Below are 14933 nucleotides of genomic sequence, written 5' to 3' on the forward strand. Positions count from 1 at the left end.
ACCAGGCTGTGAAGGCCGGGCCGCATACGGATGGCTCCGAATCGAACCGGTAGCAGCGCTCGAGAAAGGGGAGAATGATTTAGGCCGTTCCTTCCCAAACTACATAAGAAAAACAGCTGCCGGGGCAGCTGTTTCGGAGGCTAACTATATGAGTGGTTTCGGGATCGGTTGCCAGTAGGTTAGAAAGAGGCACTCCGGCGGGTGACGCGCTGCGTGGAGCTTTCCTCGACGAGCCCCAGCGTCCGCGAGGTCGCGGCCTGGATGTCGTGGAGCAGCTCCGGGTTCTTCAACAGCGACAGGCCATAGGAAGGAACCATTTCCTGCAGCTTCGGCTCCCATTCCTTCTTGTACTGCGGGAAGCACTTCTGCAGCACCTCGAACATAACGTGAACCGCGGTAGAAGCCCCTGGAGAAGCACCAAGCAAGGCCGCGACCGAGCCGTCCGCGGCACTTACCACCTCCGTGCCGAACTGAAGGGTTCCTTTGCCGCCCACTTCCGTATCCTTGATAACCTGCACACGCTGACCCGCTACGACAATTTCCCAGTCTTCGCTCTTGGCGTTCGGAATGAACTCGCGCAGTTCTTCCATCCGCTTCTCATTCGAGAGCAGCACTTGCTGGATCAGGTACTTGGTCAAGGCCATCTCTTTCATGCCGGCGGCCAGCATCGTCAGAAGGTTGTCCGGCTTGACGGAGCCGATCAGGTCGAAATACGAGCCGGTCTTCAGGAACTTAGGCGAGAACCCGGCAAATGGTCCGAATAGCAAGGACTTTTTGTTATCGATATACCGCGTGTCCAGATGCGGAACCGACATAGGAGGGGCGCCTACCTTGGCTTTGCCGTAAACCTTGGCGTGATGCTTCTCGATCACGTCCGGGTTGTTGCATACCATGAACAGGCCGCTGACCGGGAAGCCTCCAATATGCTTGGACTCCGGAATGCCTGTCTTCTGAAGAAGAGGCAGACTTCCGCCCCCGCCGCCGATGAAGACGAATTTGGCCGCATGGATCTCGGTTTGGCCGCTGTCGAGGTTCTTCACTTTCAGTTCCCACAAGCCGTCGCGGCCGCGCGTAATATCTTTCACACTGTGCTTGTAATGAAGGGCCACGCCGCTATTCTCCAGGTGCTCGAACAGCATACGTGTCAAAGCACCAAAATTGACATCCGTCCCGGAATCAATTTTGGTGGCGGCGATCGGTTCGTTCGAGGTGCGGCCTTCCATGATGAGGGGAATCCATTCCTTCAGCTTCTCGGGGTCCTCCGAATATTCCATTCCTTGAAACAGAGGATTGGCGGCCAGCGCCTCAAACCGTTTTCTCAAGAACTTCACGTCGGCTTCCCCTTGGACCATACTCATGTGAGGGAGGGGCCGGATGAAATCCTGTGGATTGTGAATCAGCTTGCTTTCGACCAGATAAGACCAGAACTGGCGGGAAAGCTGAAACTGCTCGTTAATCGTTATCGCTTTGCTGATATCTATAGATCCGTCCGGTTTCTCGGATGTATAGTTAAGCTCGCACAGGGCCGCATGGCCCGTACCCGCATTGTTCCATTCGTTGGAGCTTTCTTCTCCGGCTTTAGCGAGCTTCTCAAACACTTTGATTTTCCATTCCGGTGCCAGCTCTTTAAGCAGGGAGCCTAAAGTCGCGCTCATGACGCCGGCACCAATCAAGATCACGTCTGTTGTTGTTTGTCTGTTGCTCATTTTGAACCGTCCTTATGCCCTAAGATTTATAGAAAGGATGCAGGCGCTCCTGATTCAAACGCTGCAGCAAGCCAGGGGCAGCCTAGTCACAAACCTTTTCTGGATGGAGATCAATGATCCACCTAAACAAATATAACCCTAACCTCTAGTGTACCACTTTTGCGTATAGATTTTAATATTTATTTACTATATATATGATAGTTATTGGCTATCAAAAGCTGGTAATACGCGAGCATTTCCTCCAAAAGCACCAGGAACCCACTCCACTGCCAAAAGACTCTCCCCTCGAGCAGCTAAAGATGAAGGCTTGGATTCCCTCCCCTTATTTTACCAGACTCCCTCTGCGTTTGCATGTTTAGCGCATCGCTCGGGACAACAATGCTCTAAAACAAGATCACGGCCTTTCATAGAGGCAGGCTCTCCGGAAAACTTTTAATGGCATTCATTAGTCTTAATGCTGCCTTACCTAAGAAGGTTTTATCTTTATAAGCAAACCCTATCGTAACAACCGGATTCCTATCGGCAAAAGGACGGATGACCAAGGAGCCCGACTGCTCCAGACCCTGGTACAGGGGCACAATCCCGACGCCGAACTCTTCTTGAATCATTTGTTGAATCACAAAGAAACTCCCCACCTCTATGCAGGAGAATGGAGTGGGTTCGATTGTCCCCACCGTCCTTTCCCATATTTCCCGATAGATGCAAGTCGGCTCTTTGACGAGAACGGTTAGCCCCGCGAGATCACTCACCGCGATGCTGGCCCTCTCAGCTAACGGGTGATTCACGTTCAGCATGACCCCTAGTCTTTCTTCGAGCAATGGCTCAAACTCCAGCCGGTAGTTCGCCGAAGGAGTCGAGCATACGCCGAAGTCCAGTTCTCCGGTCCGTACCCTCTCCGCGATCGAGCGGCTGCCGCCTATTTCCATGGTTAACTCCACATTCGGTCGATTCCTGCAAAAGTCCGCTATAACGGACGCCAGCCGCTGGCTTGCAACGGGCTCGATAGAGCCAAAGCGAACCGTGCCTTTATCCCCCGCCCCGATATCCGAGACGGTCTGCCTGATGGAACCGATGGATTTCAGCAGAACCAAAGCCTCTCGATGAAGCCATCGGCCGGCTTCGGTTACAATCACGCGTTTGCCGTCGCGTACGAATAAGGAAACGCCCAAGTCAGCTTCGAGACGCTGGATCTGAAGGGTTACCGTAGAGGGGGCATATTGGAGTTCCTCGGCCGCTTTCAGAAAATGACCGAGACGAACGCAAGCCTCGAAGGTCTTTAAAGCTCGAAGGTCCATCGTCATCACCTTTTGTTCATTATTTATGAATCATTTATTCATATTATTCAATTTTACAAAATTATCTCCGGAATTTACACTAAGGGCAACAAATGATTTTAAGGAAAGTTGGGGCTATGGAGACAAAATCCGCATTAAACCGTGTCACTATATGGGCATCGCTTTTGTTTGTCGTCATTCTTGGGTTTTCCCGGCTCTCCTACGGCATGTTTTTGCCTGGAATCCAGAGGGAGATCGGAGGAAGTTACGGACAGCTGGGGATGTTGGGTACGGTCAACTTTATCGGTTATTTGGCCGGTACCTTGTGTCTGTCCCCTTTGATCTCGCGGTTCCCGGACCGTAAGCACGTCATTAACCGGCTGAGCTGCTTTATGCTCGGGCTGGCTATGATCGGCTCGGCTTTCAGTGATCATTTCCCTTCACTCGGGCTGTGGCGTTTCGTCATTGGCTTGTTATCCGCCGTCGCTACCGTATTGGTCCTGTCCCTTGCCCTGGATGCCGTCCGGCCGGCGGAACGAGGAGCGGCATCGGGTCTCATATGGCTGGGCGGATCAGCCGGCATTCTAGTGACGGGTTTATTCGCCCCTCTCACCATTGATCCTTCCCATTTGCAGGGGTGGCGGTATGCCTGGATAGCCATGGGCGTATTCGGAATAATGGCCGCATGTGGGTTCGAGTTCGCCACCAAAAAGCGGAGTTCCGTCAAAGCACCCTCGCGGGCGGAATCAAATCCACGTGAGCCAGAACGGGAGAACGTGTACCGACTCCTGTTGAGTCCGAAGAAGCTCTTGTTCTTAACCGGTTCTTACTTCTTCTTCGGCTGGGGGTACATTATCTATTTTACGTATTTGATCCCTTATCTGGTAAGCAAAGGCATTCCCTCTCTCTACGCCGGCTTGATCTGGTCTAGTCTAGGGCTGGCGGGTTTATTTAACGGCTGGATCGGAGGAAAGGCGATCGACCGATGGCCGAGCGGCTATACGCTTGCTTCCGGTCTAGCCTTGGGGACCATCGGCGCGATGGGCGTAACCACCCATAATGTGGTCATTACCGCTTTAGGCGCGGTTACCATTGGGTTGGCCTCCTTCCTTACCCCTCCGCTTATGACGACCGCCCTTCTTCGGCGTCATGTCCCTCCAGGCGCTTACGCGGCATGCCTCAGCTTAACGACGGCTTTTTTTGCCATCGGGCAGATAATCGGCCCCCTCGTTGGAGGAGCGGTGGTCGAACGGTACGGCTTGCCGTTCGGCGTCGCGTCCAGCGCCATCTTCCTGGCGATAGCCGCCGCGCTGGCTGGTGTATTTGGACAACAGCAGCGAAAGCGGGAGATCCGTCATTTGCCTATCAAAGCCTGAAACAATTTATCTTAACGATGACAATAGCTGTCACCATTAACGAGTAAGATGGTTCTGTAAGAGACTAAAGATTATTACGCAGGGGAGAGAAAAAGGATGAGGAATTCCGGCCCTAACATTACGGTCACAAGGAAATACTTTCAATCGGGGAATCTTCGACTTTCCTACCTGGATACGGGCGGAGACAGCGAACGCGTGCTTGTTATGCTGCATGGCTATATGGCCAATGCGAGATCCTTCTCGGAGCTGGCCGCGCGCTTCCAAGATTGGCGGGTTATTTCCCTGGATCAACGCGGACACGGTTGGAGCGAGCATCCTCCCGGTATGGAATATGCAAGGGAGGATTACGTGAAGGATATCCTGAACCTCATTCATTCGGAGCTCGGGGGACAACCGGTCACGATCCTGGGGCATTCTTTGGGCGGGTTGAATGCTTATCAATTCGCGGCCCGTTATCCCCAGCTGGTGAAATCCATTATTGTCGAGGATATTGGAGCGGAAATCAAGGCCGATTTCTCCTTTGCCGACAAGCTTCCTTTCCGATCCGCTTCCCTGAAGGAGCTGCGGGAATCGCTGGCCGGAGCAGGGCTCCGGGCTATTGATTATTTTGCGGAGAGCGTGTTTGAGGATGAGCTCGGTTGGGGATTCCGGACGGATCTGTCGGGCCTGCGGGTATCCGTTCCTCTATCAAACGGGGAGTGGTGGGAGGATTGGCTGGGTTCGAGCTGCCCGATCCTGCTGATTCACGGGGGAAAAAGCTTCCTACTGGATACGGAGCAGGCGAGACGTATGGAAGAAAGAAGACCTAATACCAAGCTTATCGTGTTCGAACATTGTGGTCACGGTGTCCACGCCGATGATCCCGACGGGTATTTTCAGGTGGTAAGCGATTTTCTTACCAACCCAGCGTGAAGCAAAACGATAACCGGAAAAGAGGATGAGAAGATGTACGTAACCGTAGAGGATTGGCTTACCGAATGGGAAAAAGAGGCCGTCCTGACCCAGAAGGTGTTGGACGGATTGACCGATCCCGCTCTCCTGCAGGAGGTCTATCCGGAGGGACGTACGCTGGGCCGGATCGCCTGGCATTTTGTCACGAATATTCCGGATTATTTAACGGAATTCGGGGTCACGGTAAACAAAGTGCCCCATCCGAACGACGTGCCCTCCGCCAATGAGATCGCGAAGACTTTTGAGGCGGTAAGCTCGGATGTAGTCCATGCTCTTCAAGAGCAGTGGACGGACGATTCGTTGAAGCAAGTCCAGAATGCGTTTGGAAGAAGGGAATCCAACGCGACGATCTTCTTGGGACTGATCAAACACATCGTTCATCATCGGGGACAGATCACCGTCCTGATGCGCCAAGCGGGGCTGCCTATACCTGCGGTATACGGTCCTTCCAAGGAAGGTTGGGCGAAACTGGGAGCGACACCACCGCTTTGAGTGGACCTCATTTGCGGGTGTTCCGCCTAACGGAAAGATGCAGCAGCGGCCGTTCCAGGGCTTTATAGCCGCGTCCTGGTCCGCCGCTGTGTTTTTTACCGTAATCTCCCCTAAGGTCAAGCAAACTCCAGCAGTTTCTTATCGATTTCGGCTATCCTTCCGATCTCGGAGCAGCCGTCCCATAGAACAATCGCGTTGGCTTCCTCGTTCTCGATAAATTCCTCCAGATGCTCCAATTGGCCCGCAAACAAAGCCCCATACTCCACCCTCAAAGGGCCATGATAGCCGGGCTGAAGCCGGAGTTTCATCAAGCCCTTGAACTCCACCTCTCCCACGGCTTGATTCGTTTCCTCCTGCAGCTCCCGAAGGACACATTGCCTCGGCGTCTCGCCCGGTTCGATCACTCCACCCGGCAATTCCCAACAGCTTCTCCACTTGTTGAACAGGAGCAGGTAAGTGCCCCGGCATTTTACCGCAATCAGTGCATGGGTTAAGGGGGCATCGAGCGGGACGGTCCCGATCCGGTCCTCTTCGATTGTTATAAATTCCAGAAAAACATTGCCCGCAGCATCGGTTAGAATGGCCACAGCTCTCTCCTCCTTATATTTTTGCTTGAATAATAAAAAACGCGCCGGACCCGAGGTCCTGCGCGTGCTTAACGCAGGGCGGGAAGCGCGAAAAGCGTCAGCCCACCCCGTTTTTTTTGCTGGGGAGTGTGCTAACGCCTTTTGTGATGATGAAGGGAACATAGCTTTACCATTTGCATAGCGGCCATCCTCACTTGGAAAATCTTATGTAAGTTTAACCGGGACCAAGTCCTTTTTCAAGTAATAATGTGTGTGCCCGCCTGCATTGGGCAAAGTGCCATACACTTCATAGCCTTGCTGGAGGTAGAAATCCAAAGCCTGAAAGCTTAAGGTATCCAGCTTCATAAACTCACACTTTCGGTCTCTCGCGATTTGTTCCGCGGCCGCGAGCAGCTTTTTTCCGTATCCCTTCTTGCGGACCGCATCGTCCACAAAAAGATACTTCACCTCCAGCCAGTTCAAGCACACCGCCCCCGTCAGCCCGCCGTAAAGCTTCTGCTCCTTATCCTTCAACAACAGGTGAATGGCCTCATATTTCTCTTTCCACTCATCAGGAAAATGCTTGGAATTAAACCGAATCAATTGGTTTACCACATAAGATTTTTCGTCTGGATTGACCTCGTTTGTAATCGACAGCTCCATTGCGTCTCTCTCCTTTTCCCGCAGCAAGGGATAGTAAATCCAGCTTACCATTCCTGCCAAGGTTTAGGCTTGGAGAAAATCGTTATAGCATAACATTCCTGCTTTCTCCATCACAAAAAGCACCCGCTCTACCAAAAGAGCGAGTGCCTTCACGCAAACGGGGACACGTTCCGGTGTCCTATTTAACGTCTCGGAGCGAAAAGGTTCCTCACCCTTTCATCCCGCAGCCACAGAGCCCCCCAGAACAGCAGAGCCAGGTAAACCGAGAAAAGGATACTAGAGAACAGCGGAGCATCCACCCTCACCTGAGCCGCTATCGCTCCCCCCAAATAGCCCGTCAAGAGCAGTCCTCCCAAGAAGGAGGTCCGGGGAATGGCATACAGCAGCGTGGAAAGCAGGCCCAGCACGCCCATCACCACCATATGCCGCTCCGCAAAGCCAAGGGCGAGCGTCGCTTCCACCACGGGGGCCGGGGCCGTGAGCTTGCCGATTCCGTCCATCAGCATGAACAGAATCCCGATCCCGCTCATAATCCGCGCCGTCCACAGCCGCCCTTTGGATATACCGCCTGTTGGAAGCCTTTGTTCTTTCCGTTCTCTGATCATCATCGTACTCATCTTATTCATCCTCCTGGTTTCGGTTGGGTAATGGCGGTCCCGGTCTGGTAGCCCCGAAAGCCGCCTTCACTTATACAACGAACAGGAGAATGGCTTATCGACAAACCGTAAAAAAATTTTTTTATTCCGGGATGATCCCCAGCTTCAAAAGAGCTTCCTTTGTCAGCTGCCGGGCTTTTGACCCGCTTCCGTCGATGTTCGTGGCGAACACCCACGTGGCCTTCTCCGTTTCGACGTAACCCACATACCAGCCGAGCCCCATATCCGACAAGCGTGTTCCCGTTTTGCCGTGCAGCGTATAAGCGTCCTTCTCTTCGTCGATTAGGATCCGCTTGACTGTCTTCATTGTCTGCTCCTGGAAGGGAAGCTCTTCCTCCACCAGCTTCTCAACGAATGCCTCCTGCTCTTGGGCGGAAATCTTCAGTGAGCTGTTCAGCCAGAAACGGTCGATTCCCCCGCTGATGTCCCGGTTCCCGTATCCGATCCGGTCCAGGTTACGCTGCATCCGCTCCGCTCCAATATCCCGTGCCATCGCCTGGTAGTACCAGATCACCGAATGCCTCATGCCCGACGCGAGCGTATGATCCCGGTTCCACGCCTCGAATTCCCGGACGACCCCATCCCAGCGCTTGACCTCGTATTCGTCGGCCACCGCCTTCTCCTCCAAGCCGATCAAGGCATTCGGCACCTTAAAGCTGGACTCCGGGGTAAAGCGTTCCCGGCTTCTCTCCCCATTGTAGACGTACTGCTTGTCCGTCTTGAGATTCTTAAGAACCATCGTACCCGGCACTCCGCCAAAGCTGTCTTCCAGGGGAAGCTCCGTGATAACGTTGTGCGCATCCGCTTTCGGCATTAAATTTAGAGCCGATCCCGACAGAACGACAGCCAGAATCAACGTGAGCAGCAGCTTACCGTTTTTCATATTATGGCACACCTCCGGTTTATCTTACCTCCGTTGCCGACGGCCGCGAGCGGCAACCCTTTCCCCAAATGCATCTGGTAAGGTAGAGTATAGGGGTCCGCTTGCCGCAAGACTATGCTCATATTCATGATCTGTACCCGTACAGAGGAAAGGAGGCCCTCCCATGCTCTACACCCGAATCATTCAAGACATTGAGGAACAGATCGACAAAGGCCGCCTTAAGCCGGGGGGCCGGCTGCCATCCATCCGGTCCCTCTCCGACCAATTGGCGTGCAGCCGCAACACCGTTCTCAAGGCGTATGAGGAGCTGGAGAAGAAACACCTCGTCTATTCCGTTGCCAAAAGCGGCTATTACGTCGTGGAAGCCCCTATGGAGCGGCGGACCGGAACCGGGACAAATGACGTCATCGATTTCTTATCCGCCGGACCGGACAAGGCGGTTATCCCCTACCGGGAGTTCCAGCACTGCCTCAACCAGGCCATTGAGACCTACCGGGAGGACATGTTTACGTATTCCGACACGCTCGGCCTGCCTTCGCTTCGGACCGAGCTGGCCCGCCATTTGCGCGATCTTCAGGTGTTCGCCCCTCCCTCCCGCCTTGCGGTCGTTTCCGGCTCCCAGCAGGCGCTTCATCTGCTCGTCTCGCTTCCTTTTCCCAACGGACGCAGAGGCATCTGCGTCGAGCAGCCTACTCATCCCGCCATGGTCGAATCGCTGCGGCAGCAGGGAGTGCCGGTCCACGGGATCGAAATCACGGGGGCGGGCCTTGACCTGGACCGTCTGGAGCGCCTTTTTCGCGACGAGGACATCAAGCTGTTCTATACCGTCTCGAGGTTCCACAACCCGACCGGCTACAGCTATACCAATGCGGAGAAACGGAGAATCGTGGAGCTTGCGGAGAAGCATGATGTGTATCTAATTGAGGATGACTATATGGGGGACTTGGATTCCGACGCCAAGCAGGATCCCATGTTCGCCTATGAACCGTCGGGACGAGTGATCTATACGAAGAGCTTCTCCAAGGTCATGCTTCCCGGCATCCGGCTCGGCTTGGCGGTGCTCCCGGATTTCCTTCTGGGGCCTTTCGAAGCCGCCAAGTTCGCGTCCGATCTGCACTCTCCCGTGCTGACCCAGGGAGCGCTTGAAATCTACCTTCGAAACGGCTTATTCGCCGCCCACATTCAGAGAATGAGAAGCCTGTACCGCCGCAAAGCCCTCCTGCTGCAGGAAGCTTGCCGTAAGCATCTTCCGGCCTCGGCGTCCTTTTCGGGCGCTCTGTCCGGCTTCTATTCCACCATCGGGCTTCCTTCTCCCCTCCAAGCCTCGCAGCTGATCGAGTACCTGAAACCGAAGAACGTCCTTGTGGACAACGCGCGTAAAATGTTTCTTCCCGAGTGGGCCCGGGATAATTTGCTCCGGCTCAGCGTGTCTCAAGTGGAAGAGGCCCGGATCGAGGAGGGAATCCACCGAATCGCGGAAGGCATCCGAGAGCTCCTTGGCAGCCGCACCCGGGTGCGGTTTATCTGAAGCCGCCGGCCGCGCTTGACCTTGGAAGCAGGCCGTGCCTGGATGGGGCTTGGCGTTTTATGCTATACTCCCGGTAAAGTGATTTGATATAGGGGCGGTACACCTTGCTGCGTAAACGAAATACCTTTCAAGAACGGTACAGCCGGTTTCTCCAGGAATTGCGGGAGGAAATCATAAGCGGGGAACTGGCTCCCGGGGAGTTCATTCTGCCCGAGAATACCTTGAGCGCCAAATACAACATCAGCCGCGTCTCGCTGAGGAAGGCACTGGCCGAGCTGGTGGACGAAGGCCTGATTGAGAAAATAGCGGGAAAAGGAAACCGGGTCACCATTCCCGAAGCCGCACAGGCCACGGTTACGCTAAGGCTCGCCTGGTTCTCCCCCTCGTACGAGATTGACATCGTGCGGCGGATTCTGGAACGGTTCGAGAAGCAGCACCCCTTTGTCCGGGTGGAGCTCATTCTCCTGCCGGTCGAAGGCTACACCTCGACGCTGATCCGCCTCATGGAGCAGGGGCGGGGGCCGGACGTCTTCATGATGTCCGACACGCACGTACGGGACTGGATCGATTCCGGCCGGTCCGATTATGTGAGCGGCTACGTGCCTGGCCATCTGAGCCCGGACGGGACCAGCTACCCGCCGGTCTTTGAGATTTTTGCCCATGGGGACCGGACGCTGGCGGCACCGTTCATCTTCTCGCCGGTGATGATCTGCTACAACCGCGCGCTCTTCCGGGAGTGCGGCCTCCCCGAAGACACCCGTCTCGAGACGTGGGAGGAGCTTCTGCACGCCGCCAAGCAGTGCACCCGAGACCTCAACGATGACGGGATCATCGAGCAGTATGGCTTCTGCTTCTCGTCCTCCCCGAACCGTTGGCCCGTCTTCCTGCTTCAGAACGGCGGGCAGTTCATGACGGACGACCGGAGCCGGAGCACCTTATCCCGTAAGGAAAACATCGAGGCGCTGGAATTCTGCACCTCGCTGATGTACAAGCATTCCGTCTCCCCGATCTATTCGCACGGAAGCTCTCACTTGGCCGAAAGCCTGTTCAAGAAAGAACGGGTCGCGATGATTCTGACCACTTACTACTTCATGAATGAGTTCCGGGAGCATTCGATCGAGTGGGACGTGCTTCCGGTGACGAAACGGAGCCGGGAAGCCACCTTGCTCCTGGGCGGCGGCCTTGCGGTCAACAGCCGCAGCGAGCACGGGAAGGCCGCCCGCAAGCTGGTCGATTACATGACCTCCGTTGAGGCGCAGACGCTGCTCAAGCAGTACGGCTGCACCATTCCCGCTCTGCGGAGCGTAGCAGAGGATGACTCGCTGCTCGATCCCGCCATCCATCCCGAGCATTACCAACGGTTCCTCGAGGTGCTTCCCTATGCCCGTCCGCTGCACAGCCTTCAGCTCCGGCAGCGGGAGATCCTGCTCCTCGCTGATGAGCTGACCCTCCTGTGGGCCAGCATGGAGAGCCCCCGGGAGGCCTGCCAGCGCATCGAAGCGAAACTAAACCGGCTGCTGAAGGACCAGCCGCCCGGGAATGACAGCAAGGGGCTGTCCCAATAGTAAGTTTCAAATACCTTTGTGAACAACCCCATTGTGTAAAAGTTGGTATGGAATCCAAAAATGGTGGCGCAGGGAGGCTATCCCTGCGCCACCATTTTGTATAGTTGGTTGATTGCCGCCTTTGTGAGCAAGCTGTGGACGAACGAAAGCCACCCGACCTCCAGACTTACGCCTTTGCCTCCCGGAGAGGAAGCAAGATGATCAATTTGTGCTAGAGATGATTGGTTTGCCTGCTGTTGTCCGCTTATACCGAAGATTAGAATAAAGCTGTAACACATTTCTGATTAATTGGGGGAACCTTCCATGATCACCAAAGGCAAACCGTTCTCACAAGCAGAGTATGCCGAGCAAGGTTTTTGCGGACCTGTACAAGGACTAAGTTTAGAGGAGGCGGACTCGGCCTATCAGCAGTTCTTCACCACGTTAGGCCAGTCCCGCTTCGAGCCCAAGCCGACGGACATGAACTTATCGGCGTGGCATCACCGGTACGTGTGGGCGTACGAGCTGGCCACGCATCCCGGCATCGTTGCTGCCATGAAGCACCTGTTGGGAGATAACCTGGTGCTGTGGGCGATGCATTTTTGGTATAAGGAGCCTGGCAATGAGAGGTTCATTCCCTGGCATCAGGATATCAACTACTGGCCAATGGAGCCGGCCATCAACGCAACCGCTTGGGTGACGCTGGGCTTCTCGATCAAGGAGAATGGCTGCCTGAAGCTGATCCCAGGGACGCATCGTTCCCTAGTGGAGCATGTGGCGGTGGGGGATGCCAGAAGTACGTTCGGGCAAGGTCTGTCCTTGGAGCAAGTGGATGAATCAAAAGCGATTGAGATGGAAATGTCCCCTGGCCAAATCGTATTTTTCAACGAGGCGATATTTCACGGGTCGGGGGACAACCGTTCGAATATTCCGCGTGTAGCGTTCTCTGTCCGTTATACGACTCCCGAGGTGCGTTTCAAGTTAGACGAATGGGGTGGGGACACGGAACGAATCAAGACATTTCTGGTAAGTGGACGTGACGATTATCGATACAACAATTCGATTCGGGGAACCGTTCCCGAACGTTGAGCGGCAAAATCCCTGTCCTGCGAAAGGCGAGCCATTCCTTGTCATCTAGGGGAACGAACGTTGGTGGACGACGGCCATGAATTAGGGATGCATTATCGATCGTAAGCGCCGGGTCCGCCTCGTTATGAACGGGCAGGGAGAAACAATCGTTATGCGGTCATTGCTCTAAAGGAGTTGGACCGGCCCTTGTTGAATTCTCCATAGGGAGCTTAAATTATGCCGCCAGGCAAGCGATCAAGGCAGGTGAGAGCCTTCATGCATCCTTCTGCCCAGTTGTTGACCGATGCGCTTCGTGTTCGTTTCTTGCATATTAACCAATATCGGCTTGATTCCGCATGGAAGATATCCCAGCGAAAGCTTGAGCCCACCGTGCTCTGGTACATCTCGGAAGGGTGCTGCCATCTGAGCGTTGATGGGCATCCGTATATCGGCGAAGCTGGCGATATCCTGGTCATTCCCGGCGGCTCGATCCTATCTAGCCGCACCTTGTCGACGACGGCGGTGGTCGTCAGTGTAAACCTCGAGGCGGACATTTCTTTCCTTAGCCAACGCAGTTGGGCGCTGCTCCTGCATGTGCCCGTTAAGCCGATGCTGAACAGCTCGGAGCTTGTGACACTATTCAATCGGATGTTGAGAACCTACGAATCGCCAACGGCGGGACAAGCGCTGTTGCTGCAGGCCGATTTATTGAGAATGATGGGCATTCTTCTCGACCAAAGTCATAGCGACGATCTGGACGGTTCTACGCCTCTCGTCACGTGCACCGACCCCAGAATCCGGTCCGTGATAGAATACCTGATTCGGAATCCCGCCCGTCAACCGAGCTTAACCGAGCTGGCCGAATTGGCGGGTGTCAGCGAGTCCCATCTGCGCAAATTGTTTGTGCGTGAAACGGGGCTTGCTCCGTTGTCATTCGTTCAACGGCTGAAGATCGATCAAGCGAAGCGCCGCCTTCGGGAGACGAACGAGCGCATATCCGATATTGCTTACAGCCTTGGCTATGAAGATGCAAACTATTTTAGCCGCCTCTTCAGAAGAGTGGTCAACAGCTCAGCTGTAGATTTTCGGCGGCGGTATCGCGACTGGATGAGTTGAACCGGACCGCCGTGTGGCTTGATCAGCGGACAGTCCGGATTACGCTCTCAAAGCCGCCTGACGCTTGTAGTGATCCTCGAGCACCAGGCAGGCCATCGCTTCCACCACAGGCACGATCCGCGGGCAGATGCAGGGGTCGTGCCGCCCCCTGGTCTGGATCACCCGCTCCTGTCCATCGGTCCCGACCGTTGGCTGGGGAACGGAGATGGACGAGGTCGGCTTGACGGCTACGCGAAATAGAATCTCCTCTCCCGTGCTGATCCCGCCCAGAATGCCGCCGGAATGGTTGCTCAGGAATCCTTGGGCGTTCATCGGGTCGTTGTGCTCGCTTCCGAGCATCCCCGCCGCGGCGAAGCCTTCCCCAAATTCGATCCCCTTGACCGCTCCGATGGAAAGCATGGCCTTGGCAAGCTCCGCATCCAGCTTATCAAAGACGGGCTCCCCCAGTCCCGGAGCCGCTCCCCGGATGCGGCATTCCACCACCCCGCCGCAGCTGTCCCCTTGGGCCGCGATCGCTTCGATCCGCTCCGCCATCCGAATGGCGGCCTCCGGGTCGCAAGCGCGGACCGGGTTGGCTTCTATGGCGCTCTCCACGAACCGTACGCAGCGGATGCCCGCAGCCTCCACCGTGTAGGCGGTGATGGAGACGCCCCGCGCCTCCAGAAGCTTGCGGGCGACCGCTCCGGCGGCCACCCGGGCCGCCGTCTCTCTTCCCGAGGACCGCCCGCCGCCCCGGTGATCCCGCAAGCCGTATTTTGCCATATAGGAATAATCCGCATGTCCTGGACGAAAGGCCTCCTGAATGTCGTTATACGCCGAAGGCCGGCTGTCCCGGTTACCGATCAGCAGGCAGAGCGGAGTGCCGGTTGTCCGTCCTTCGTACAGGCCGGACAGGACGGTCACCTTGTCCTCTTCTTTCCTCGGCGTGGTCACCGACGATTGCCCGGGCTTCCTCCGGTCCATCTGTACCTGCAGATAGGACTCGTCCAGCTCCACACCGGGCGTCACCCCATCCACAATCACCCCAACCGCCGTTCCATGGGATTCTCCGAAGGTCGTCACCTTCAGCCTTTCCCCAAATGTGCTTCCCGCCATCTTTCATCTCTCCCT

At 55.4% G+C, this 14933-nt stretch carries 14 protein-coding genes; 7 read left to right on the forward strand and 7 right to left on the reverse strand.

All coding sequences use genetic code 11. The features are described 5' to 3' along the window. Window positions 1-179: 179 nt before the first annotated feature. Together MJA45_RS24230 and MJA45_RS24235 are read right to left on the reverse strand one after the other, a co-directional pair. Window positions 180-1706, reverse strand: coding sequence for a malate:quinone oxidoreductase (locus tag MJA45_RS24230; RefSeq protein ID WP_315604467.1), 1527 nt, complete (start codon window positions 1704-1706; stop codon window positions 180-182). A 404-nt stretch (window positions 1707-2110) separates the two neighbouring features. Beyond that, entirely contained in the window at window positions 2111-3007 is an 897-nt protein-coding gene (locus MJA45_RS24235) for a LysR family transcriptional regulator (protein WP_315608095.1), read from the reverse strand. 110 nt (window positions 3008-3117) lie between these two features. Here MJA45_RS24235 and MJA45_RS24240 point away from each other — a divergent pair, with 110 nt between their 5' ends. From MJA45_RS24240 to MJA45_RS24250, 3 genes are all read left to right on the forward strand, one after another. Then, a complete protein-coding gene (locus MJA45_RS24240) occupies window positions 3118-4356 on the forward strand; it encodes a YbfB/YjiJ family MFS transporter (RefSeq protein WP_315604468.1) in 1239 nt (412 codons plus the stop codon). Window positions 4357-4452: 96 nt separating this feature from the next. Further along, the gene (locus tag MJA45_RS24245; protein ID WP_315604469.1) at window positions 4453-5268 is read left to right on the forward strand and encodes an alpha/beta fold hydrolase; all 816 of its coding nucleotides are present in this window, start codon (window positions 4453-4455) and stop codon (window positions 5266-5268) included. A 33-nt stretch (window positions 5269-5301) separates the two neighbouring features. After that, window positions 5302-5799 (forward strand): DinB family protein, encoded by a 498-nt coding sequence (locus MJA45_RS24250; protein WP_315604470.1) that lies wholly within the window; start codon window positions 5302-5304, stop codon window positions 5797-5799. Window positions 5800-5915: 116 nt separating this feature from the next. Here the strand turns inward: MJA45_RS24250 and MJA45_RS24255 are convergent, their stop codons facing one another. From MJA45_RS24255 to blaOXA, 4 genes are all read right to left on the reverse strand, one after another. Next, entirely contained in the window at window positions 5916-6386 is a 471-nt protein-coding gene (locus MJA45_RS24255) for an NUDIX domain-containing protein (RefSeq protein WP_315604471.1), read from the reverse strand. Between the two features lie 204 nt (window positions 6387-6590). After that, window positions 6591-7028, reverse strand: a complete 438-nt coding sequence (locus tag MJA45_RS24260; protein WP_315604472.1) for a GNAT family N-acetyltransferase — start codon at window positions 7026-7028, stop codon at window positions 6591-6593. Between the two features lie 182 nt (window positions 7029-7210). Continuing rightward, entirely contained in the window at window positions 7211-7645 is a 435-nt protein-coding gene (locus MJA45_RS24265) for a DoxX family protein (RefSeq protein WP_315604473.1), read from the reverse strand. A gap of 121 nt (window positions 7646-7766) precedes the next feature. Continuing rightward, the gene (blaOXA, locus tag MJA45_RS24270) at window positions 7767-8567 is read right to left on the reverse strand and encodes a class D beta-lactamase (protein ID WP_315604474.1); all 801 of its coding nucleotides are present in this window, start codon (window positions 8565-8567) and stop codon (window positions 7767-7769) included. Between the two features lie 163 nt (window positions 8568-8730). Here blaOXA and MJA45_RS24275 point away from each other — a divergent pair, with 163 nt between their 5' ends. The 4 genes from MJA45_RS24275 (at window position 8731) to MJA45_RS24290 (ending at window position 13823) form a co-directional block, all read left to right on the forward strand. Next, the gene (locus MJA45_RS24275) at window positions 8731-10095 is read left to right on the forward strand and encodes an aminotransferase-like domain-containing protein (RefSeq protein WP_315604475.1); all 1365 of its coding nucleotides are present in this window, start codon (window positions 8731-8733) and stop codon (window positions 10093-10095) included. 104 nt (window positions 10096-10199) lie between these two features. Beyond that, window positions 10200-11660: an extracellular solute-binding protein gene (locus MJA45_RS24280; protein ID WP_315604476.1), complete on the forward strand. Its 1461-nt coding sequence runs from the start codon at window positions 10200-10202 to the stop codon at window positions 11658-11660. A gap of 288 nt (window positions 11661-11948) precedes the next feature. After that, complete coding sequence (locus tag MJA45_RS24285) at window positions 11949-12728, forward strand: phytanoyl-CoA dioxygenase family protein (RefSeq protein WP_315604477.1); 780 nt, start codon at window positions 11949-11951, stop codon at window positions 12726-12728. A 255-nt stretch (window positions 12729-12983) separates the two neighbouring features. Further along, window positions 12984-13823 (forward strand): AraC family transcriptional regulator, encoded by an 840-nt coding sequence (locus MJA45_RS24290; RefSeq protein WP_315604478.1) that lies wholly within the window; start codon window positions 12984-12986, stop codon window positions 13821-13823. A gap of 39 nt (window positions 13824-13862) precedes the next feature. Here the strand turns inward: MJA45_RS24290 and aroC are convergent, their stop codons facing one another. After that, window positions 13863-14918, reverse strand: a complete 1056-nt coding sequence (gene aroC / locus MJA45_RS24295; protein ID WP_315604479.1) for a chorismate synthase — start codon at window positions 14916-14918, stop codon at window positions 13863-13865. Between the last annotated feature and the right edge of the window lie 15 nt (window positions 14919-14933).

This window comes from Paenibacillus aurantius (assembly GCF_032268605.1).
Taxonomy (GTDB): Bacteria; Bacillota; Bacilli; order Paenibacillales; family NBRC-103111; genus Paenibacillus_AO; species Paenibacillus_AO aurantius.

Excerpts from the sequence above, each read along its gene's own strand:
- MJA45_RS24230 (WP_315604467.1), bottom strand. The coding sequence starts at position 1,706 with ATGAGCAACAGACAAACAACAACAGACGTGATCTTGATTGGTGCCGGC.
- MJA45_RS24235 (WP_315608095.1), bottom strand. The coding sequence starts at position 3,007 with ATGACGATGGACCTTCGAGCTTTAAAGACCTTCGAGGCTTGCGTTCGT.
- MJA45_RS24240 (WP_315604468.1), top strand. The coding sequence starts at position 3,118 with ATGGAGACAAAATCCGCATTAAACCGTGTCACTATATGGGCATCGCTT.
- MJA45_RS24245 (WP_315604469.1), top strand. The coding sequence starts at position 4,453 with ATGAGGAATTCCGGCCCTAACATTACGGTCACAAGGAAATACTTTCAA.
- MJA45_RS24250 (WP_315604470.1), top strand. The coding sequence starts at position 5,302 with ATGTACGTAACCGTAGAGGATTGGCTTACCGAATGGGAAAAAGAGGCC.
- MJA45_RS24260 (WP_315604472.1), bottom strand. The coding sequence starts at position 7,028 with ATGGAGCTGTCGATTACAAACGAGGTCAATCCAGACGAAAAATCTTAT.
- MJA45_RS24265 (WP_315604473.1), bottom strand. The coding sequence starts at position 7,645 with ATGAGTACGATGATGATCAGAGAACGGAAAGAACAAAGGCTTCCAACA.
- blaOXA (WP_315604474.1), bottom strand. The coding sequence starts at position 8,567 with ATGAAAAACGGTAAGCTGCTGCTCACGTTGATTCTGGCTGTCGTTCTG.
- MJA45_RS24275 (WP_315604475.1), top strand. The coding sequence starts at position 8,731 with ATGCTCTACACCCGAATCATTCAAGACATTGAGGAACAGATCGACAAA.
- MJA45_RS24290 (WP_315604478.1), top strand. The coding sequence starts at position 12,984 with ATGCATCCTTCTGCCCAGTTGTTGACCGATGCGCTTCGTGTTCGTTTC.
- aroC (WP_315604479.1), bottom strand. The coding sequence starts at position 14,918 with ATGGCGGGAAGCACATTTGGGGAAAGGCTGAAGGTGACGACCTTCGGA.